Consider the following 17,895-nt stretch of genomic DNA (forward strand, 5'->3'; position numbering starts at 1 on the left):
AATGAGTATCTGTGGGCGCCGGCGCGGGGGTCGGCGACCGAAAGCCGCCGCGTCTGTCCCCCGCCGAGGCGGTCGGCGCCGTCGCTAGGGGCGTGAGGCACGTCGAAAGCGGAGAAGTCCCGCGGGCGCTCAGAACAGCGCCGACGCCGCCGCCTCGGCCGTCTCGATGACGGGGCCGAAGCCGGGTAGGAGCAGCACCGTCGCGACCGCCGCGAAGACGACCGCGGCGTACAGCGCCGTCGGCCGCACATCGATCGCGTCGAGCGCGCTCGGCGACTCGGGGTCGTCGAGGAACAGCGCCTTCACGACCCGGCTGTAGTAGTACAGCGACACGACGCTGTTCACCGCGCCGAGGCCCGCCAGCCACAGGAAGCCGTTGTCGATGGCCGCCTGGAACAGGAAGTACTTCGAGAAGAACCCGGCGAACGGCGGGAGCCCCGCGAGCGAGAACATGAACACGGCCATCGCGACGGAGGCGACCGGCGCGCGCCGCCAGAGCCCCGCGTAGTCCGCGAAGGTCCGACCGACGCCCCACCGCTCCGCCATCGCGACGAAGAGGAACGCGCCGGTGTTCATGAACCCGTAGACGAGCAGGTGCGCCATCGCGGCGCCCATGACCGTGCCGTTGGCGGGCCCGTCGACCGTGAGCGCGGCGACGCCGATGAGCGCGTACCCGGCGTGCCCGATGGAGGAGTACGCGAGCATCCGCTTGACCTCCTCCTGGACCGCTGCCGCGAAGTTACCGAGCGTCATCGTGACGGCCGCGAGGACCGCGAAGGCGAGCATCCAGTCGACGTTCGCGGACACCGCCATCTCCAGCGGGAACGCCTCGGTGAACACGCGGAACGCGACGACGAACCCGGCGGCCTTCGAGGCCGACGAGAGGAAGGCGCTCACCGGCGCGGGCGCGCCCTCGTACGCCTCCGGCGCCCAGAAGTGGAACGGGACGGACGCGGTCTTGAACGCGACGCCGCCGATCATCATCACGACGCCGACGCCGAGCACGCCGGCCAGGCCCTCTATCGACGCCGACGCGATGTCGGCGAGGATGAGCGACCCGGTCGCGGCGTACACGAGCGAGATGCCGAACAGGAAGACCGCCGACGAGAGCGCCCCGACGAGGAAGTACTTCAGCCCCGCCTCGACGCTGCCGCGGTCCTGCTTGAGGTACGCGACGAGCACGTACGACGGCAGCGACACCATCTCTAAGGCGACGAACACGACCGCGAGCGAGTTCGCGACCGCGAGCAGCGCCATCCCGGTCGCCGCGAACGTCACGAGCGAGTAGAACGCCGCCGGGTTGGCGTGGTCGTGGAAGTAGTCGTGCGCGGCGACTAACACCAGCGCGGTCACCGACGCGAAGATGGCGGTGAAGAACAGCGCCAGCGTGTCCACCTTCACCGCGTCGGCGAACAGCAGCACGGCGCCGCCGTCCGGGCTCACGCCGCCGCTGGCGGTGAGCCAGACGGTAGCCGCCAGCGCGGCGAGCGACCCGACCGCGCCGACGACCGCCATCGACGTGTTCGAGCGCGCGTCCGGCCGGACCGTGTCGACCAGCAGCAGCGCGAGTCCGGTGACGGCCAACAGCAGCGCCGGCAGCAGCGCCGTCACGGCGGGCAGTCCGTTAACCATCGATCGTCACCCCCTCGACGACCGGCAGGGCAGCGTCACGGATCATCTCGAAGAAGATGTCGGGCGCGACGCCCAGCACGATGATCGCCACCAGGAGCACCGCGAGCGGGGCGACGTCGTGGAACGCCGCGGGGCCGACGTCGTAGTCGGTCTCCAGTTCGAAGGGACCGAACAGCGTGCTCTGCATCGCCGACAGCAGGTAGCCGGCGACGATGACGATACCGAACATCGCGAGCGCCGTGAACACCGGGGCGTACGGGAGCGCCGGCGCGGACAGCGAGCCGACGAAGATGAAGAACTCTCCGGCGAAGCCAGCCATCAGCGGGAGCCCCATGTAGCCGAACGCGCCGGCGACGAGGATGCCGACGGTGACCGGCATCCGGTCGGCCATGCCGGCCATGTCGCCGACCATCCGGGTGTGGGTCGCGTTGTAGATGACGCCGACCGCCATGAACATCAGCCCCGAGATGAGGCCGTGCGCGACCATCTGGAACGTCGCCCCGCCGATCCCGTACTCGGTGAAGACGATGAGTCCGAGGATGACGTAGCCCATCGACGAGACGGACGAGTAGGCGACGATCCGCTTGAGGTCCTTCTGTGCGAGCGCCAGCATCGCGCCGTAGATGACGCTGATGACGGCTATCGCCGCGATCGGGACCGCGAGCATCGACGCCTGCTCGGGGAGCATCGTGAAGTTGAACCGGAGCAGCGCGTACGTCCCCATCTTCAGGAGGACGCCCGCCAGGAGCACCGACGCGGGGGTCGGCGCCTGAACGTGGGCGTCCGGCAACCACGTGTGGAACGGCACGATCGGGACCTTCACCGCGAACCCGAGGAACATCGCGAGGAACGCGACCATCGCGATGCGGTCGGCCGGGATGCCGAACCAGGCGCTCAGGTCGCCCGCGGCGATCGCCTGCGCGATCTCCGGCAGGGCGAACGACGACACCGAGTCGCCGAGCGCGAACACGAGGCTCATGAAGCCGATGAACATCAGCAGCGACGCCGCGTTCGTGTAGACGAAGAACTTGATCGCGGCGTACTTGCGGCGCGGACCGCCCCAGATCCCGATGAGGAAGTACATCGGGACCAGCACGGCCTCCCAGAAGACGAACCACAGGAAGAAGTCGAGCGCGGCGAAGACGCCGAGCAGGTTCGCCTCCATGAACAGCATGAGCCCGTAGAACTGGCTCTGTCGCGTGTCGACGGGCGTCCACGCGCTGAGGATCGCCAGCGGCACCAGGAACGTCGTGAGCACGAACAGCGGGAGGCTGATCCCGTCGAGCCCGACGAACCACGAGACGGTGCGGCCGCCGACCTCGAGCCACTCTATCTGGGTCGCGTACGCGATCTCGCCGCCGAGCAGCGCGTTGCCGCCGGCCTCGAAGCCGGACCAGAGGTAGAGGCTGCCGACGAACGGGATCAGGCTGATCGCGAACGCCAGCCTGCCGGCCCACTCGTCGGGCGCGAGGAACACCGTCAGCGCGCCGACGAACGCGGCCGCCATGAGCGCTTCGAGTATCACAGGAACCACCCCCCGGTCGCGCCGAGCACGAGCAACAGCGCGACGAGTCCGAAGGTGAGCAGCGCGGCGTACTGCGAGACGACCCCCGACTGGAGCTTGCGGATCCGGCCGCCGCCGGTCAGGCTCACCGAGGAGACGCCGTTCACGACGCCGTCGATGATCCCCTGGTCGAAGGTGTTCGCGCCGCCCGCGACGTCTTCCGTCCGATACGCGAGCCAGACCTGCAGTTCGTCGAGGTAGTAGTTGTTGTACAGCACGTCTTTGATCCCGCCGAGCTTGGCGGTGTGTTCCGTCGGCGACGGCACGTTGTACAGCCGCCAGGCGAGTCCGAGTCCGAGCAGCGCGAGGCCGAGCGAGACGGCCGCGCCGACGAGGACGGTCCCGGCCTCACCGCCGACGAGGTACGCGCTGCTGTACGGACCGATGTCGGCGTAGTGGTGCGAGGAGAGCCCCTCGATGCCGCCCCACTCGTTGTCGAGCCAGCGGTGAAGGAGGTCGATGCCGTCGAGGCCGAGCACCTTCTGGACCGGGACCATGTTGATGAAGCCGGTGACGACCGCGAGCGAGCCGAGGACCGTCAGCGGCCCCTTCACGTTCCACCGGACGGACTCGGGGTCGCGGGCGGTGTCGCTGCGGGGCTCGCCGTGGAACGTCAGGAACACCATCCGGAAGGTGTAGAACGCGGTGACCGGCACCGCGAGCAGTCCCATCAGGTAGCCGCCGAGCAGCAGCGGGTCGTTGAGCCCGTGGACGAGCGCCTCGTAGAGGATCTCGTCTTTCGACCAGAAGCCGGCGAACGGGAAGATGCCCGCCAGCGCCAGCGAGCCGGCGAGGAACGTGTAGTAGGTGACGGGGAGCTTCGACTTCAGCCCGCCCATGTCCCACATGTCCTCGTTGTGGTGCATCGCGATGATGACCGACCCGGCGCCGAGGAACAGCAGCGCCTTGAAGAAGGCGTGGGTGGTCAGGTGGAAGACGGCGGCCACGTACCCGCCCGCGCCGAGCGCGAGCATCATGTAGCCGTACTGCGAGATGGTCGAGTACGCGAGCACCTGCTTCAGCTCGTCTTTCACGAGCCCCATCGTCGCCGCGAACAGGGCCGTGAAGCCGCCGACGAAGGCGATGACCGCCATCGTCGTCGGCGTCAGCACGTAGAACCCGTACATCCGCGCGACGAGGTAGACGCCGGCCGCGACCATCGTCGCGGCGTGGATGAGCGCGGAGACGGGCGTCGGGCCCTCCATCGCGTCGGGGAGCCACGTGTGGAGCGGGAACTGCGCGGACTTGCCGACGACGCCGCCCAGGACGAGCAGGCCGACGACCGTGAACCACGTCTGGACCCCGACTCCGCCGGGGGTCCACACGACCTCACCGGCCTCGGCCAGCGCCGGGAACGACTCGGGGCCGGCGAACTGCGCCGTGCCGAAGGTGGCGAACACCGCGACGACGCCGACGAGGAAGAAGTAGTCACCGAAGCGGGTGACGAGGAACGCCTTCTTCGCGGCCGACGGCGGGCCCGGCTCCCGGAAGTGGAAGCCGATGAGCAGGTACGAGCAGAGCCCGACCAGCTCGAAGAACATGAACGCCATCAGCAGGTTGTCGGCGACGACGAAGCCGAGCATCGACGCCGTGAAGAGGCCGAGCCCGGCGTAGTAGCGCGGCAGCCCGGTCTCGCCCTCGTCGTTCATGTAACCGAGCGAGAACACGTGGACGAGCAGCGCCACGAGGGTCACGATGACCAGCATGAGCGCCGACAGCGGGTCGATCAGGACGCCGAACGTGAGTTCGATGTCCGTCGGGCCGATGCCCGCGCCGCCCTCGCTCGCCCAGTGGTACAGCGTCTCGTTGTACGCCCGTCCGCCCGCGACGGTCGCGGCGACCCAGATCGACAGCAGGAACGAGCCGGCCGTCGCCGCGATGCCGCCGAAGGCGCCGCCCTTCGGGAGGTACCTGCCCGCGCCGAGCGCGACCAGGAACGAGAAGAACGGGAGGAGTACGATCGCCGGAACGTATGCGAATGCGTTCACCATCTTACCACCTCATCTCCGCGGGAACAGTCACGTCGGTCGTGCCGAAGTTGCGGTATAACACGAGTATGATGCCGATACCGATCGCGACCTCGGCGGCGGCGAGCGCGATGACGAACAGCGCGAACACCTGCCCCGTGAGGTCGCCGTAGTACAGCGCGAACGCGACGAAGTTGATGTTGGCCGCGTTCATCATGAGCTCGACGCTCATGAGGAAGTACAGGGCGCTCCGCCGCGTCAACACGCCGAACAGCCCGATACAGAAGATGGCCGACGCCAACAGCAGGTACCACGACGGCGGGATCGAGGACGCGAGCGCCGTCATCGGCGGTCACCTCCGTCGCGTCCGCCGTCGGTGAACGCCTGCCCGACCGCAGCGACGACCGAGCCGTCCTCCTCGCGCTTGGCCAGGTAGACGGCGCCGTCGACCGCCACGTCGAGCGCGACCGCGGCGATCAGGAACGCCGCGAGGAACCCCTCGGACGGCACCGCGCCGAGGTCGTACTCGGCGAGGTTGAAGAGGGCGTACCCGATGTTGTGGACGACCGAGGCGTCGGCCGGGAAGCCGACCTCCTCGAAGCCGAACGTCGCCCCGTTGACGGTCGCGGCCAACACCGCGAACAGTCCGCCCACGGCGATCGCGGGCGCGATCCGGGAGCCGCGGCTCTCGTCGCTGCTCACGCGCTACTCACCTCCGTTTCTGAATCCGATCGCGTGAGCATCACGGCGAACGTGACCAGGATGAGGACCCCGCCCACGTAGACGAGGATCTGCATGGCGGCGATAAACTCCGCCCGCAGCATCACGTAGTGCACCGCGACGCTCGTGAGGGCTCCGCCCAGAAGCAGCGCGGCGTGGAACACGTCGCGCGCCAGGACGACCCCGAGGGCGAACGCCAGCGTGACCGCGGCGAACAGCCCGAACGCGATGGTAGCATAAACCATTGTGTTTGTCTCCTATGAGAACCCCTTTGAAGATTTCGAGACGTGCCCGCTACTGGTAGTCGACCTCGCCGTCGCCCTCCCCGATCCACGCGCCGCGATCGGGGTTGCGGGACTCCAGCGGGTCGATTCCCTTGTACCACGGGACGTTCTTGAGCTGTTCTTTGTTGAACACGAAGTCGTCTTTCGTGTCCGCCGTGAACTCGAAGTTCTGCGTCAGCAGGATGGCGTCGACGGGGCAGACCTCCTCGCAGAGCCGGCAGTAGATGCACTGCCCGATGTGGAGGTTGTACTGCTCGCCGTTGCGCTGGTCGTCCTGAACGATCTGGATCGTGTCGTTCGGACAGACGTTCTCGCACTGCCGACACCAGATACACCGCTCCTGGCTGAACTTGTGGACCCCGCGGAACCGCGGGCTCACCTCGGGCGCGTCCTCCGGGTATTCCACCGTGAACGTCGACCCGTCCAGCGCGTGTTTCATCGTCGTCGCCATCGATTTCATGAGTCCGATCATATCAGGCGATCACCCCCACGATTACGGCCGTGAGCACCAGGTTCGCGAACGACAGCACCAGCATTCCCTTCCAGCCGATCTCGATCAGCTGGTCGATACGGACGCGCGGCAGCGCCGCGCGGGCCCACTGCGTGAACAGGAAGAAGCCCCAGATCTTCACCACGAACCAGATGAAGCCGATGCTCTCCGGGCCCGGACCGGACGCCCCGCCGAGGAACGTCACGGCGAGGATCGCGCCGCCCAGGAAGATGTGGACGAACTCCCCGAGGTAGAACAGGACGAAGTACGCCGAGGAGTACTCGGTCTGGTACCCCGCGACGATCTCCGTCGGCGCCTCGGGGATGTCGAACGGGTTCCGGCCGATCTCGGCCATGTTCGCGGTGAGGAACAGCACGAACGCGAACGGGTTGACGAACGCGTACCACGACGGGATCGAGACCCCGGCGATCGTCACGAGCGTCTCCGTCTGCGCGCCGACGACGCCGCTCATCTGGAGCGTGCCGGCGAAGATCACGACCGACATCGCCGTGACGATGAGCGGGATCTCGTACGCGAGGTTCTGCGCGACCGCGCGGAGCCCGCCGAGCAGCGAGTACTTGTTGTTCGACGCGTAGCCGGCCATCACCAGCGAGACGGACGCGATCGACGCGAACGCGAACACCAGCGCGAACCCGACCTCCGGGTCCGCGAGGTGGAGGTTGATCGGGCCGAGCTGCCCCATCGGGATGACGGAGAAGCCGAGGAGCGCCGACGCCGGCAGGAGGATCGGCGCGATGTCCCACGAGGGGCGGTCGACGCCCTCGGGGATGATGAGCTCCTTCGCGAGGAGCTGGACCGCGGCCGCCGGGATGATGAGCAGCCCGTAGGGACCGATCCGGTCGACCGCGATCCGGTCGGTGAACGCGGCCGTGATCTTCCGTTTCGCCCACGGGCCCGCGACGCCCGTGAACGCGAGGATGATGTTCCCGACGACGAACGCGGCGACGAGCGAGGCCGCGACGTCGCCGATCACGCTGTCGAGACCGAGCGTGTCGGTGATGAACTCGGGGAACAGCTGCGCGGGCGCCGTGCCCATCAGCGGTCCACCTCCCCGAGAACGACGTCGAGGCTACCGAGCGCGGCGATCACGTCGGGGATGTACTCCCCGTTCGCCATCTCCGGCAGCGTCTGGAGGTTCGAGAAGCACGGCGACCGGATCTTGAACCGGGCGGGCTTGTCCGTCCCGTCCGACCGGATGTAGATGCCGAGCTCGCCCTTCGCGCCCTCGACGGCGCGGTAGATCTCCGTGTCGTCGTCCGGGCGCAGCGTGCGCGGCACGTTCGCCTGGATCGTCCGCTCGTCCTCCGGCCAGTCCTCGAGCAGGTCGACGCACTGCTCGATGATCTTCGCGGACTCCTCGACCTCGCGCATCCGGACGAGCAGGCGGCTGAAGTTGTCGCAGCCGTCCTCGGTCACCACGTCCCAGTCGAGCTCGTCGTAGTAGCCGTACGGGTCGTCGCGGCGCAGGTCGTAGTCGACGCCCGACCCGCGGGCGACGGGGCCGGTCGCGCCGTAGTTCTTCGCGACCTCCGGCGGCAGGATGCCGGTGTCGATGGTCCGCATCTGGAACACCTCGTTCGAGGTGATCAGGTTGTGGTACTCCTCGATCGACTCCGGCAGCTGATCGAGGAAGTCGCGGGTCTTCGAGAAGAACTCCTCGCGGGGCTCGGGCAGGTCCCAGACGACCCCGCCGAGGCGGAAGTAGTTGAACATCAGCCGCTGGCCCGTCAGGTCCTCCAAGAGGTTCTGGACGCGCTCGCGGTCGTTGATGGCGTACATGAACGTCGCCGTGAAGTCGCCGTTGATGTCGAGCGCGAACGTGGCGAGCGCGAGCATGTGCGCCGCGATCCGGCACATCTCGGCGCCCATCGTCCGGATGACCTGCGCGTACTCGGGCACCTCGATGTCCGCGAGGTCCTCGGCCGCGCGGGCGTACGCCCACTCGTTGAGCAGCCCCGCCGAGATGTAGTCCCAGCGGTCCGGGTACGGCATGATCTGGTGGCGGTACGTCCCGGACTGGGCCATCTGCTCCTCGCTGCGGTGGAGGTAGCCGATGTCCGGCTCGACGTCGGCGACCTGCTCGCCGTCGAGGACCGTCTTGAGGTGGAGAACGCCGTGGGTCGCCGGGTGGTGCGGCCCGATGTTGAGGAACATCGTGTCGGACTCGGCGTCCTTGTGGTGGTCCTCCAGGGGATTCGCGTGCTCCGGGAGCGTGGCGATCTGCGGCCGGTCCTTGTCGTAGTCCATCGACAGGGGGTGGCCCTGCCAGGTCTCCGGCAGGAGGATCCGGCGCAGGTCGGGGTGGTCGTCGTACTCGATCCCGATGAGGTCGTACGCCTCCCGCTCGTGCCAGTCGGCGGTGCGGAAGACGGGCTCGCCCGACTCGGAGACGGGGTTGTCCTTGTCGGCGGGGACGACGACGCTGACCTCCTGGGTCGGGTCGTCGTACTTCTTCAGGTGGTAGATCGACTCGTAGCGGTTCTCGTACTCCTGTGCGGAGACGACGGAGAGGTGGTCGTACCCCGCCTGCTCTTTCAGGGTCCGGAGCGTCTCCTGGACGGTGTCCGGGCGGATGACGAAGCCGGGCGCGTTCAGGTGGTCGTCGCGGTCGACGACGAGGTCGCCGAGCAGCGCCTCCAGCTCGTCGGGCGTCTGCTCGACGGCGCCGTCGTCGACGGTGTCTGGTCGTTCGAGGCTCATGGCGAATCAGCGAAGTTGTACCGCATGACGAGCTCGTCGTCGTCGATCTGGTCGGCCAGCTTGTCGACGAGTTCGTCGCGTTCGAGGTCCGAGAACTCCTCCAGCTCGTACGGCTTGACCGTGACGGGCGCGGCCTCGCCGTTGGCGACGCGCTCCTGCAGCTTCACGACGCCGTAGACGAGCGCCTCGGGACGGGGCGGGCAGCCGGGGACGTGGATGTCGATCGGGATGACCTCCTCGGCGCCTTTGATCACGTTGTACCCCTCCTGGAACGGGCCGCCGGAGATGGTACACGAGCCCATGCCGACGACGAACTTCGGCTCGGGCATCTGGTCGTAGACGCGCTTCATCCGCGGGGCGAACTTGGAGACGATCGTCCCGGGGACGATCATCACGTCGGCCTGGCGCGGCGAGGCGCGGGGGACGCCCGACCCGAAGCGGTCGAGGTCGTGTTTCACCGCGTAGGTGTGCATCATCTCGATGCTGCAGCAGGCGATGCCGAACTGCAGCATGAACATCGAGGATCCCCGACACCAGTTCAGGAACTTGTCGAACTTGGTGAGGATGAACGGCGAGGAGCCGAACGCCTCACGCAGGCGGGAGTTGAACCGGTCTCCCTGCCCGGTCATCCGGGCGTCTCGGGTCTCGGTTACGACTTGCGAATCGTCGGTGATAAACGGTTGATCGCTGCTCATTAGTTGAGGTCCTCCGTCGTCTTTCTGCTGGTCGCGCGGGGGCTGCGGGCCCAGCTGATCGCCCCCGACCGCCACGCCCAGACGAGTCCGACGGCCAAGATTCCGACGAACGCCAACATCGGCCACAGCAGGTCGGCCATCGGCACGCCGGCCTGGACGGCCGGACGGTAGATGACCGCCCACGGGAACAGCAACACGGTCTCGATGTCGAACACGACGAACAACAACGCGACCATGTAGTACTGGATGTTGAACCGGATCCGCGTCCCGCCCGTCGGGGTCTCGCCGGACTCGTAGGTGGTACTTTTACCGGTCTCAGGCACGCTCGGACGGAGCAGCGCCGACACTGTCATCATCCCTATCGGAATGAGCAGGCCGACGGCCGCCAAGGCGCCAATCGCTATCCAATCGCTCATATAGGTCTCCGTAACGTGCTGGCGTTTGGACCGCCCCCTCATAAGCGTTGAGTCTTGTGCGTCCGCGTGCGTGCGGGCCGGTACCGGCCGTTCGCGGTCGAAGCGCCGGAAATGTCACCGAGAGCCGCCGAACGGGTTCGTCGCGGAGCGAAAAGGGGCGACGCGTCGGGAGCAGGCCGGCCGGCCGGACGCGACGCGGTCCCGCTACCGCTCGCGGAACCCGTCGAGTCCGAGGTCGTGGAGGTCGGCGGAGACGTCCGCGACGCCCGCCTTCTGCTCGTCGTGGATCTCGACCAGTCGCTCCTCGACCTCTTCGTGTTCGCGCGCGAGCACCTGTGCCGCCGACAGCGCGGCGTTGTACGACTTCCCGGCGTCGACGGCGACGATCGGCGCGCCGGTCGGCATCCCGATGACGGAGTCGACCGACTTCTCCTGGACCGGCACGCCGATGACGGGCACCGGGTAGGCGATCGAGGCGGTCATGTTCGGGAGGTCCGCGGACTTCCCCCCGGCCCCGGCGACGATCACGTCGAGGCCGCGGTCGGTCGCCGTCTCCCCGTACGCGTACATCAGCTCCGGCGTGCGGTGCGCGGAGACGACGTAGCTCTCGTAGGTGAACCGGGCGTCCGGCGCCTCGTCGAAGTCGGTCTGCTCCGCGAAGCCGAGGTCGTCGAGCGCCTCGTAGGCGTCCTCCATGACGGGGAGGTCCGAGTCCGAGCCCATGACGATCCCCACGTCCGGGGTGGTCGCCGGGTCCGCGTCGGCCGCCGCCTCCGCTTCGAGCCGGTCGATCAGGTCGTCCACCGTGGTCATGGGCAGAGATTCGGCGGAGGCCGGTAAGGAAGTGCCGAATGCGGCGAGCCGGAGGGAACTTCCCCTCGAAGCGCTGTCAGAGGAATCCCCGGAGCAGATCCCCGTCGTGGAGGTTCGCCGGGACCTCGTCGAACCACCGCGCGGCGCGGATCTCGTCCGGATCGACTCCGAGGTCGGCGGCGTCCGGAACGCGGCCCTCGGCGCGCGCCGCGAAGACGACGTAGTCGGCCTCGAACGCGACCGCGTCGCGCTCGGCGTCCACGTACGACTGCTCGAAGACGACAACCGGGTCGCCGATCGCCGCGTCGAGTCCGGTCTCCTCGCGGACCTCCCGCGCCGCCGCGGCCGCCGGCGACTCCCCCGGTTCGACCGCGCCGCCCGGGAGCACCCATCCGTCCGACCACGAGGTCCTCACGAGCGCGAGCCGACCGTCGGGGTCGGAGACGCGGGCCGCAGCCGTCAGGGCGGTTCCCTCCTCCGCCCACTCGCGGAGCGCCTCGATCCGGTCCGGCGGGAGCCGGATCGACTGGCGTTCGCGTGGCGCGTCGGGTGCGAGACCGTCCGGCATCGAGTCGTCACTTGGTCGGCGCACCGGTATCAGTCGTTCGTCTGCCCAACCCTTATCAACGAAATCGGACGAAAGATACGGTAATGGCGAGCTCGACGGAAGACGGAGCGGACCGCGACGGGGAGATCCGCCTCTGGCGAGACGAGGGCTGGTGGATCGCCCGAGACGTCGGGACGGGCGTCACGACGCAGGGAGAGTCCCGGTCCGACGCGCTGGAGAACCTCGACGAGGCCGTCGCGCTCCACCGAGGGGAGATCGGTCGCGAGCCGACCGACGAGGAGCTTCGGGAACTCGGGATCGACCCCGAGGAGAACGCGACCGGAGACGCGGAACCGCCCGACGTCCTCGAATAGCGTGGCGAGGCGCACGTTCTCTGGGCGGGAGGTTGTGAAGGTCCTCGTCAACCGCGGCGGGTTCGAGTGGCGACGAACGACCGGCGACCACGCGCAGCTGTACTACGAGCATCCGACGAACGAGAGGGACAGACGGCACGTCACGGTTCCGCTACACGACGAGCTTCGGGAGGGAACCCTCAGCGGTATCGCGGACGACGCCGGCGCGCGTGACTTCGACGCCTTCTGCGCGTGGATCGACCGAAACTCCTGAAGACCGGACGGTCCGCGGCTACGCGTCTCGGAACGTCAGTTCGTCGCGGAGTTCTTGCGCCCGCGAGAGCAGCGCGTCGGGGTCGACTTCGTCCGTCACGTCCCGGTCCGTCACCGTCAGGTGACCCATCTTCCGGAGCGGGTACACGTCGTCTTTGCCGTACCAGTGGAGGTCGGCGTCGGGCGCGTCGAGGACCGTCTCGACGTTCCGGAGCGTGGCCGCCTCTCGCTCGTCCACGTCGCCGGAATCACAGCGTGATTCCGGTTGTCTCACGAGAGCTCTGCTCTCGTGAACGTCGCCGAGCACGTTCGCGGTGACCGCGGGCGCGACGAGGTCGGTCGGGCCGAGCGGCCAGCCGAGGACGGCGCGGACGTGGTTCTCGAACTGCGAAGTGCGCGCGCCCTCGATCGTCCAGTGGCCGGAGTTGTGCGGACGCGGCGCGATCTCGTTGACCAGCACCTCCCCCTCGCGCGTCTCGAACAGCTCGATGCCGTAGACGCCGCGGCCGTCGAGCACCTCCAACACGTCGCGAGCGACGGACTCCGCCTCGGCGACGACCGCGTCGTCGGCGCGGGCCGGACTGACGCTCTCGCGGAGGATCTCCTCGCGGTGGATCGTCTCCGTGACCGGGTAGGTCCGCGTCTCGCCGTCCGCGCCCTTCAGGCCCATCACGGCGACCTCGCGCTCGAAGTCGAGGAACTCCTCGGCCATCGCGGCGCCGCCGATCTGATCGAGCGCGGCGGCGGCCTCGTCGAGGGTCTCCACCGGGACGTTGCCGCGGCCGTCGTAGCCGCCCTCGCGGGCCTTCAGCATGACGCCGCCGAACTCCTCGACGACGCGTTCGAGCCCCTCGGCGGTCGCGACGGCGACGAACTCCGGGACGGGGATCCCGGCGTCCGCGAGCGCCTCCTTCTGGACCAGCTTGTCTTGGATCGTCCCCAGGGTGTCCGGGTCGGGATGGACCGGCACGCCGTGCGCCTCGCTCGCGGCCGCGAGGCGGTCGGGGTCCGCCAGCTCGATCTCGAAGGTCAGGGCGTCGGCGCGGGCCGCGAGCTCGTCGAGCGCGTCCGCGTCGTCGAAGTCGCCGACGATCTGCTCGGTCGCGACCGGCGCCGCCGGGCAGTCCGGCGTCGGGTCCAACACGACGAGGTCGACGCCGAGCGGCGCCGCGGCTTCGCCCAGCATCCGGCCCAGCTGTCCGCCGCCGACGACGCCGAGCGTCGGCCCCGGAAGGGTGATCGACATGTGCGAGTCGGTACTGAACAGAGATGAATAAGTATTGCCAAAATGCGAAGCAGATAGACACGAACACGGATCAGTCGGTCGGTCGCGGGCGCGCTCGCCGCCGCCGCGGGCCTCTTCGGCGTCGGGTGGGCCCTGAACGCCCCGGGATTGGCCGCCCTCTCCCCGGTCGGGTTCGGGGTCGCCGTCGCGGTGAGCGTCGGAGTCTCCGCCGCCGTGTACGCGGCGGTCGTCTCGCGCCGGTATCCGGTCCGGCTCGGCGACCTCCTGAGCGCCGCGGACGGGACCGACCGATGAGTGTGAAGAGGCCGGTCGGCCGGGACGGAGCGTCAGACGGAAATCCGTTCGAGGTCGCTTTCGAGGCCGTCGACGAACTCGTTGTACGCCGCGACGAAGCCGCGGAACCCGTCCGCGTACTCCCGGACGTCGGCCGCGGAGGGCGCGCCGTACTGCGAGAGGAGGTAGAGGCCGCCCGACCCGCCGATCCGGAGGTACGAGACGCTCCCCTCGTCGTACTTCAGCTCCCAGCGGTCGCCCTCCACGCGCGCCGTGAACGTCCCGTAGTCGTCGCCCTCGTACCGGTGGATCTCCCCCGCGATGACCGCGCAGGTCTCGCGGATCGCGTCGAGGACGCGGTCGCGCTCCGCCACCACGCCGTCGGTTGTCGCCGGCTCCGGGAACTCGGCGCTCACGCCGTCGAGGACGCCGGACAGCGAGTCGACGTGGTCGTTCCACGCCGCCACGAACGCCGCGTAGTCGTCGAGGGCGCCCGCGAGGTCGGCGGGGTCGGGCGGCTGCTTCGTCGAGATGACGTACGTGTCCGACCCCGACTTCGGCGAGAACAGGAGGAACTCCAGCTCGCCCGCCTCGTGTTTCACCGTCCACTCGCCGCCGGGCGTCGACAGCGTCTCACGGCCGTAGTCGCCGCCCTGGAGCCGCGCGAGCTGGTAGGCGATCGCCCCCGCGTGGTCGCGCACGGCGGCGACGAGCTCGTCGCGCCGCTCCGCGACGGCCGCGGCGTCGCGCACGTCGAGGTCGATCCCGAGGTCTGCCTGCGTCGTCACGGGATCACTGGGCGCGCCACCGGGTTAATCGATTCGGGTCGCCCGCCGGGCGTCGGCGGCCGGTCCGCGGCGGCGCAGTCACTCGATCGTCTCGCGGATCTCGCGGATCCGGTCCGGCTCGTCGATGCCCGACCGGATCACGACGGCGAACACCTCGTCGCCCTCCGGGACCGGCGCGTCGCCGCTCAGGATCGCGTCCGAGCCGGCCTCCTCGGCGAGCCAGCGGCGCCCGTCGGCGATCGCCTCGCGGTTGAGCCACGCCGGCGGGCCGCCGACGACGAGCAGGGTCCGGTCGGCGCGCCCGTCGGGGACCTCAATCGTGTTCTTGCCGCGGGTCGCCTTCCGGATCACCGTCTCGATGGCCGACACCGCGGCGCTGGTGTCGACCTCGGTCGGCTCCGAGGAGCCGAACAGCCCGAGCCCGAACTTCGAGCCCGAGTCGGGCGCCTCGACTGCCTGCGTCGCGTGACCGATCGCCGCGACCTCGCCGTCGCCGCCCGCCGCGCGGGCGACGTCGCTCGCGTCCAGCACCTGCTGGGGCGTCTCCGTCCCCTCGGGCGTCTCGCCCGCGCCGAACAGCGCCGCGATCCGCTCGACTGCGACCCCGTTGAGCCGGTCGCGCGCCCCGCCGAGCGTCTCGCTCGGACGGAGCCACGCCGCGTTGTCGAACGGGAAGACCGCCGCGCACTCCTCGGAGAGCGCGTCGAGCGTCCGCGCCGCGTTCCGCTCGGCGAGCGGGCGGTGCGGCGTCGGCGCCGCCGACCCGTCACCGGCTCCCGCGCCCGATCCCGCGCCGCTCGCCCCGCTGGCGGACGCGCTCCGCGGCCCGTCGTCGTCCGGTTTCTCGGTCTCGGCGCGGGTGGGAAGGAAGCCGAAGGCGTAGACGGGGGCGTCGTACAGGCGCGAGAGCTCCGCGGCGAGCGCGGGGGCCGCGCCCGCGCCGGCCGCGCCGCCGAGGCCGACGACGAGCAGGAACGCCTCCGCGAGCGACGGCCGCTGGTCGTCCATGGCCCGGCCGAGCTCGCTCGCGTGCGCGTCCCCGAGGCGGCGCCCGGCGTGGAGGTCGCCCTGGAGCCCGTCCCCGCCCGCGGCGTCGCCGAACCGGTACCGGCGCTCCTCGCCGAGCGCGTCCAGCGCCCCGAGCGCGTCCATGTCGGTGTCGAAGGCGTTGACGCCCGCGAGGAACGGGTCGTCGCCGTGCGCCGCGGCGAGCCGGTCGGCGACCCGCCCGCCGGCCCCGCCGAGTCCGATGACGTGGAGTCGCATACGTGGCCCGGTCGTCGACCGGGGATATATGACTTCGGCTCGGCGCGAACCGTTACCGAACCGCCCTGCGCCCGCGACGGCTCAGAACTCGTCGAGCTGACGCTGTCCGGCGGGGATCTCGGGCCCCGGGTCCGGCTCCACCCCGAGCAGGCGCAACAGCGCGGTGTCCGCGAACGTCAGCGCCAGCACGAGGATGATCGGCGCGAGGAACAGCCCGTGGAAGCCGAACACGACCGGGCCGAAGATGTACGCGAGCATCAGCAGCCCGACGTGGGTGGTCTTGCCGCTGAAGTACGGCCGCAGGACGATGTCGGGGATGGTGTCGACGACCACGGCCGCGACCGCGAGGAACCCCGCGACGTACACGAGCAGCGAGAGGTCGCCGTCGAGCGCGAGCGGGACCGACATCGCCGCCGCGATCGGGACGTAGACGATCTTCATCCCGATCACGGGGATCAAGCTGGCGACGCCGGTGAGCGCGCCGGCGAGCGTGGGGTACGGGATCTCGACGGCGGCCGGGGCGACCGCGTTGTACCCGAGGTAGGTGACGACGGCGATGATGCCGATCGCGATGACGTTGAGCAGGTTCCCGTACAGCACCGCCTCCAGCTCGTCGTCGGCGGTCTCGAGGTACTCGCGGACGACCGCGTCGTCGTCGAACGAGAGGAGCCAGCTGTGGAACCGGGACCCGTCGATGAGCAGGTAGTAGGTCACGACGATGGTGATGAGGAGGTTCAGGGCGAGCCCCGAGAGGGTGCTCGCCAGCAGCGACGCCTGTTCGGAAACGAGGTCGATGAGGGGGTCGAACTGCCCGGACCGGTACGCCGCGAGCAGCTCGTCGGCCGTCGGGTTCGACAGCTCCGCGAGGTCGCCGATCACCGAGTTCTCCGCGCCGATGGTGTCGGCCACCGGGTACGTCTCGATGAACCGGCGCGCCTCCAAGATCAGCAGCACCAGGGTGTAGCTCACCAAGCCGATGAGCGGCACGCCGATTACCGACAGCGACACCACCGCGCGCACCCGAGCCGGCAGCCGGAAGCGTTCGAGCCGGTGGTAGAACCGCCGCGTCGAGTAGTAGAGGAAGACGGCGACCGTGAGCGGGGCGACGAACCGGTAGGCCACGTAGCCGGCGACGAACGCGACCGCGAGGCCGAAGAGGGCGACGACGAACCGCTTTTCGTCCATGGGCCACGGTCGCCATCGGCTGACATAAACCATGGTGGTCGCCGCGACTCGCCCGCGCCCGGAACCCGCGGCCGCGCGGATCCCAAAGCCCCTAACGGCGGGCGGTGAAGGAGAGCCTATGAACGACATTCACCCGGACCAGCGCGTCGCGGTGTTGGCGGACTCGCAGAACCTGTACCACTCCGCGCAGAGCGTCTACTCGCGGAACATCGACTACTCCGGCCTCCTCGAGGAGGCCGTCGCGGACCGGTCGCTCGTGCGCGCCATCGCGTACGTCATCCGCGCCGACTCGCCCGAGGAGGAGAGCTTCTTCGAGGCGCTCCGCGACATCGGCTTCGAGACGAAGATCAAGGAGATCAAGACGTTCGCCGACGGCTCGAAGAAGGCCGACTGGGACCTCGGGATGAGCCTCGACGCCGTCTCGCTGGCGAGCCACGTCGACACGGTCGTCCTCTGCACCGGCGACGGGGACTTCGCCCGGCTCTGCTCGCACCTCCGCCACGAGGGCGTCCGCGTGGAGGCGATGGGGTTCGGCAACTCCGCGGCCGACGAGCTGATCGAGGCCGCCGACGACTTCGTCGACCTCGCGGAGGAGGAGGAGACGTTCCTGCTGTAGCCGGCGCACGTCCCGTCCGGCGTTGCGAGCGGGCGTCCGAGCGCGG

Annotated in this window: 20 protein-coding genes; 3 read left to right on the forward strand and 17 right to left on the reverse strand. The window is 69.3% G+C overall.

Annotated features, from left to right (window positions below):
- Positions 1–129 precede the first annotated feature (129 nt).
- The 13 genes from EXE44_RS14620 to EXE44_RS14680 all read right to left on the reverse strand — a co-directional run bounded on the left by EXE44_RS14620 (position 130) and on the right by EXE44_RS14680 (position 11,870).
- Positions 130–1,632, reverse strand: coding sequence for an NADH-quinone oxidoreductase subunit N (locus EXE44_RS14620; RefSeq protein ID WP_137717759.1), 1,503 nt, complete (start codon positions 1,630–1,632; stop codon positions 130–132).
- Positions 1,625–3,139 carry a NuoM family protein gene (locus tag EXE44_RS14625; RefSeq protein ID WP_137717778.1) on the reverse strand — a complete coding sequence of 505 codons (1,515 nt, stop codon included), beginning with the start codon at positions 3,137–3,139 and terminating at the stop codon, positions 1,625–1,627. Before EXE44_RS14625 ends, EXE44_RS14620 begins: the two co-directional genes overlap by 8 nt.
- 14 nt (positions 3,140–3,153) lie before the next feature.
- Positions 3,154–5,187 (reverse strand): NADH-quinone oxidoreductase subunit L, encoded by a 2,034-nt coding sequence (nuoL, locus tag EXE44_RS14630; protein WP_137717760.1) that lies wholly within the window; start codon positions 5,185–5,187, stop codon positions 3,154–3,156.
- A gap of 1 nt (position 5,188) precedes the next feature.
- A complete protein-coding gene (nuoK, locus tag EXE44_RS14635; RefSeq protein WP_053771562.1) occupies positions 5,189–5,509 on the reverse strand; it encodes an NADH-quinone oxidoreductase subunit NuoK in 321 nt (106 codons plus the stop codon).
- Positions 5,506–5,865 (reverse strand): hypothetical protein, encoded by a 360-nt coding sequence (locus EXE44_RS14640; RefSeq protein WP_053771563.1) that lies wholly within the window; start codon positions 5,863–5,865, stop codon positions 5,506–5,508. Before EXE44_RS14640 ends, nuoK begins: the two co-directional genes overlap by 4 nt.
- On the reverse strand, positions 5,862–6,128 hold the full coding sequence (locus EXE44_RS14645) for an NADH-quinone oxidoreductase subunit J (RefSeq protein WP_017342604.1): 267 nt from the start codon (positions 6,126–6,128) through the stop codon (positions 5,862–5,864). Before EXE44_RS14645 ends, EXE44_RS14640 begins: the two co-directional genes overlap by 4 nt.
- Positions 6,129–6,177: 49 nt before the next feature.
- The gene (locus EXE44_RS14650; RefSeq protein ID WP_004596401.1) at positions 6,178–6,639 is read right to left on the reverse strand and encodes an NADH-quinone oxidoreductase subunit I; all 462 of its coding nucleotides are present in this window, start codon (positions 6,637–6,639) and stop codon (positions 6,178–6,180) included.
- A 1-nt stretch (position 6,640) separates the two neighbouring features.
- Entirely contained in the window at positions 6,641–7,714 is a 1,074-nt protein-coding gene (locus EXE44_RS14655) for a complex I subunit 1 family protein (RefSeq protein WP_121561872.1), read from the reverse strand.
- The gene (locus EXE44_RS14660) at positions 7,714–9,378 is read right to left on the reverse strand and encodes an NADH-quinone oxidoreductase subunit D (RefSeq protein WP_137717761.1); all 1,665 of its coding nucleotides are present in this window, start codon (positions 9,376–9,378) and stop codon (positions 7,714–7,716) included. The genes EXE44_RS14655 and EXE44_RS14660 overlap by 1 nt, the downstream gene beginning before the upstream one ends.
- Positions 9,375–10,073: an NADH-quinone oxidoreductase subunit B gene (locus EXE44_RS14665; protein WP_053771566.1), complete on the reverse strand. Its 699-nt coding sequence runs from the start codon at positions 10,071–10,073 to the stop codon at positions 9,375–9,377. Before EXE44_RS14665 ends, EXE44_RS14660 begins: the two co-directional genes overlap by 4 nt.
- On the reverse strand, positions 10,073–10,489 hold the full coding sequence (locus EXE44_RS14670) for an NADH-quinone oxidoreductase subunit A (protein WP_121562442.1): 417 nt from the start codon (positions 10,487–10,489) through the stop codon (positions 10,073–10,075). The genes EXE44_RS14665 and EXE44_RS14670 overlap by 1 nt, the downstream gene beginning before the upstream one ends.
- 204 nt (positions 10,490–10,693) lie before the next feature.
- Positions 10,694–11,302 (reverse strand): 5-(carboxyamino)imidazole ribonucleotide mutase, encoded by a 609-nt coding sequence (gene purE / locus EXE44_RS14675; protein ID WP_137717762.1) that lies wholly within the window; start codon positions 11,300–11,302, stop codon positions 10,694–10,696.
- 76 nt (positions 11,303–11,378) lie between these two features.
- A complete protein-coding gene (locus EXE44_RS14680) occupies positions 11,379–11,870 on the reverse strand; it encodes an NUDIX hydrolase (RefSeq protein ID WP_137717763.1) in 492 nt (163 codons plus the stop codon).
- Between the two features lie 83 nt (positions 11,871–11,953).
- Between EXE44_RS14680 and EXE44_RS14685 the strand changes: the two genes are divergently transcribed.
- Together EXE44_RS14685 and EXE44_RS14690 are read left to right on the forward strand one after the other, a co-directional pair.
- Positions 11,954–12,223: a type II toxin-antitoxin system HicB family antitoxin gene (locus EXE44_RS14685; protein ID WP_121561868.1), complete on the forward strand. Its 270-nt coding sequence runs from the start codon at positions 11,954–11,956 to the stop codon at positions 12,221–12,223.
- A 1-nt stretch (position 12,224) separates the two neighbouring features.
- Positions 12,225–12,476 (forward strand): type II toxin-antitoxin system HicA family toxin, encoded by a 252-nt coding sequence (locus tag EXE44_RS14690; RefSeq protein WP_121561867.1) that lies wholly within the window; start codon positions 12,225–12,227, stop codon positions 12,474–12,476.
- Positions 12,477–12,494: 18 nt separating this feature from the next.
- Here EXE44_RS14690 and EXE44_RS14695 read toward each other — a convergent pair whose 3' ends face one another.
- The 4 genes from EXE44_RS14695 to EXE44_RS14715 all read right to left on the reverse strand — a co-directional run bounded on the left by EXE44_RS14695 (position 12,495) and on the right by EXE44_RS14715 (position 17,233).
- A complete protein-coding gene (locus EXE44_RS14695) occupies positions 12,495–13,721 on the reverse strand; it encodes a 5-(carboxyamino)imidazole ribonucleotide synthase (protein ID WP_137717764.1) in 1,227 nt (408 codons plus the stop codon).
- Positions 13,722–14,047: 326 nt separating this feature from the next.
- Positions 14,048–14,782 carry a hypothetical protein gene (locus EXE44_RS14705; protein WP_137717765.1) on the reverse strand — a complete coding sequence of 245 codons (735 nt, stop codon included), beginning with the start codon at positions 14,780–14,782 and terminating at the stop codon, positions 14,048–14,050.
- 78 nt (positions 14,783–14,860) lie between these two features.
- The gene (locus tag EXE44_RS14710; protein ID WP_137717766.1) at positions 14,861–16,048 is read right to left on the reverse strand and encodes a cell division protein FtsZ; all 1,188 of its coding nucleotides are present in this window, start codon (positions 16,046–16,048) and stop codon (positions 14,861–14,863) included.
- A gap of 81 nt (positions 16,049–16,129) precedes the next feature.
- Positions 16,130–17,233 carry an AI-2E family transporter gene (locus EXE44_RS14715; RefSeq protein WP_137717767.1) on the reverse strand — a complete coding sequence of 368 codons (1,104 nt, stop codon included), beginning with the start codon at positions 17,231–17,233 and terminating at the stop codon, positions 16,130–16,132.
- Between the two features lie 118 nt (positions 17,234–17,351).
- Between EXE44_RS14715 and EXE44_RS14720 the strand changes: the two genes are divergently transcribed.
- A complete protein-coding gene (locus EXE44_RS14720; RefSeq protein ID WP_137717768.1) occupies positions 17,352–17,849 on the forward strand; it encodes an NYN domain-containing protein in 498 nt (165 codons plus the stop codon).
- Positions 17,850–17,895 lie beyond the last annotated feature (46 nt).

Source organism: Halorubrum sp. SS7 (assembly GCF_005435055.1).
Lineage (GTDB): Archaea > Halobacteriota > Halobacteria > Halobacteriales > Haloferacaceae > Halorubrum > Halorubrum salinarum.

Coding starts and splice junctions, on each gene's coding strand:
- EXE44_RS14670 (WP_121562442.1), bottom strand. CDS start 10,489: ATGAGCGATTGGATAGCGATTGGCGCCTTGGCGGCCGTCGGCCTGCTC.
- nuoL (WP_137717760.1), bottom strand. CDS start 5,187: ATGGTGAACGCATTCGCATACGTTCCGGCGATCGTACTCCTCCCGTTC.
- EXE44_RS14685 (WP_121561868.1), top strand. CDS start 11,954: ATGGCGAGCTCGACGGAAGACGGAGCGGACCGCGACGGGGAGATCCGC.
- EXE44_RS14710 (WP_137717766.1), bottom strand. CDS start 16,048: ATGCGACTCCACGTCATCGGACTCGGCGGGGCCGGCGGGCGGGTCGCC.
- purE (WP_137717762.1), bottom strand. CDS start 11,302: ATGACCACGGTGGACGACCTGATCGACCGGCTCGAAGCGGAGGCGGCG.
- EXE44_RS14695 (WP_137717764.1), bottom strand. CDS start 13,721: ATGTCGATCACCCTTCCGGGGCCGACGCTCGGCGTCGTCGGCGGCGGA.
- EXE44_RS14660 (WP_137717761.1), bottom strand. CDS start 9,378: ATGAGCCTCGAACGACCAGACACCGTCGACGACGGCGCCGTCGAGCAG.
- EXE44_RS14625 (WP_137717778.1), bottom strand. CDS start 3,139: ATGGCGGCCGCGTTCGTCGGCGCGCTGACGGTGTTCCTCGCGCCCGAC.
- EXE44_RS14620 (WP_137717759.1), bottom strand. CDS start 1,632: ATGGTTAACGGACTGCCCGCCGTGACGGCGCTGCTGCCGGCGCTGCTG.
- EXE44_RS14715 (WP_137717767.1), bottom strand. CDS start 17,233: ATGGACGAAAAGCGGTTCGTCGTCGCCCTCTTCGGCCTCGCGGTCGCG.
- EXE44_RS14645 (WP_017342604.1), bottom strand. CDS start 6,128: ATGGTTTATGCTACCATCGCGTTCGGGCTGTTCGCCGCGGTCACGCTG.
- EXE44_RS14720 (WP_137717768.1), top strand. CDS start 17,352: ATGAACGACATTCACCCGGACCAGCGCGTCGCGGTGTTGGCGGACTCG.
- EXE44_RS14655 (WP_121561872.1), bottom strand. CDS start 7,714: ATGGGCACGGCGCCCGCGCAGCTGTTCCCCGAGTTCATCACCGACACG.
- EXE44_RS14650 (WP_004596401.1), bottom strand. CDS start 6,639: ATGATCGGACTCATGAAATCGATGGCGACGACGATGAAACACGCGCTG.
- nuoK (WP_053771562.1), bottom strand. CDS start 5,509: ATGACGGCGCTCGCGTCCTCGATCCCGCCGTCGTGGTACCTGCTGTTG.
- EXE44_RS14665 (WP_053771566.1), bottom strand. CDS start 10,073: ATGAGCAGCGATCAACCGTTTATCACCGACGATTCGCAAGTCGTAACC.
- EXE44_RS14680 (WP_137717763.1), bottom strand. CDS start 11,870: ATGCCGGACGGTCTCGCACCCGACGCGCCACGCGAACGCCAGTCGATC.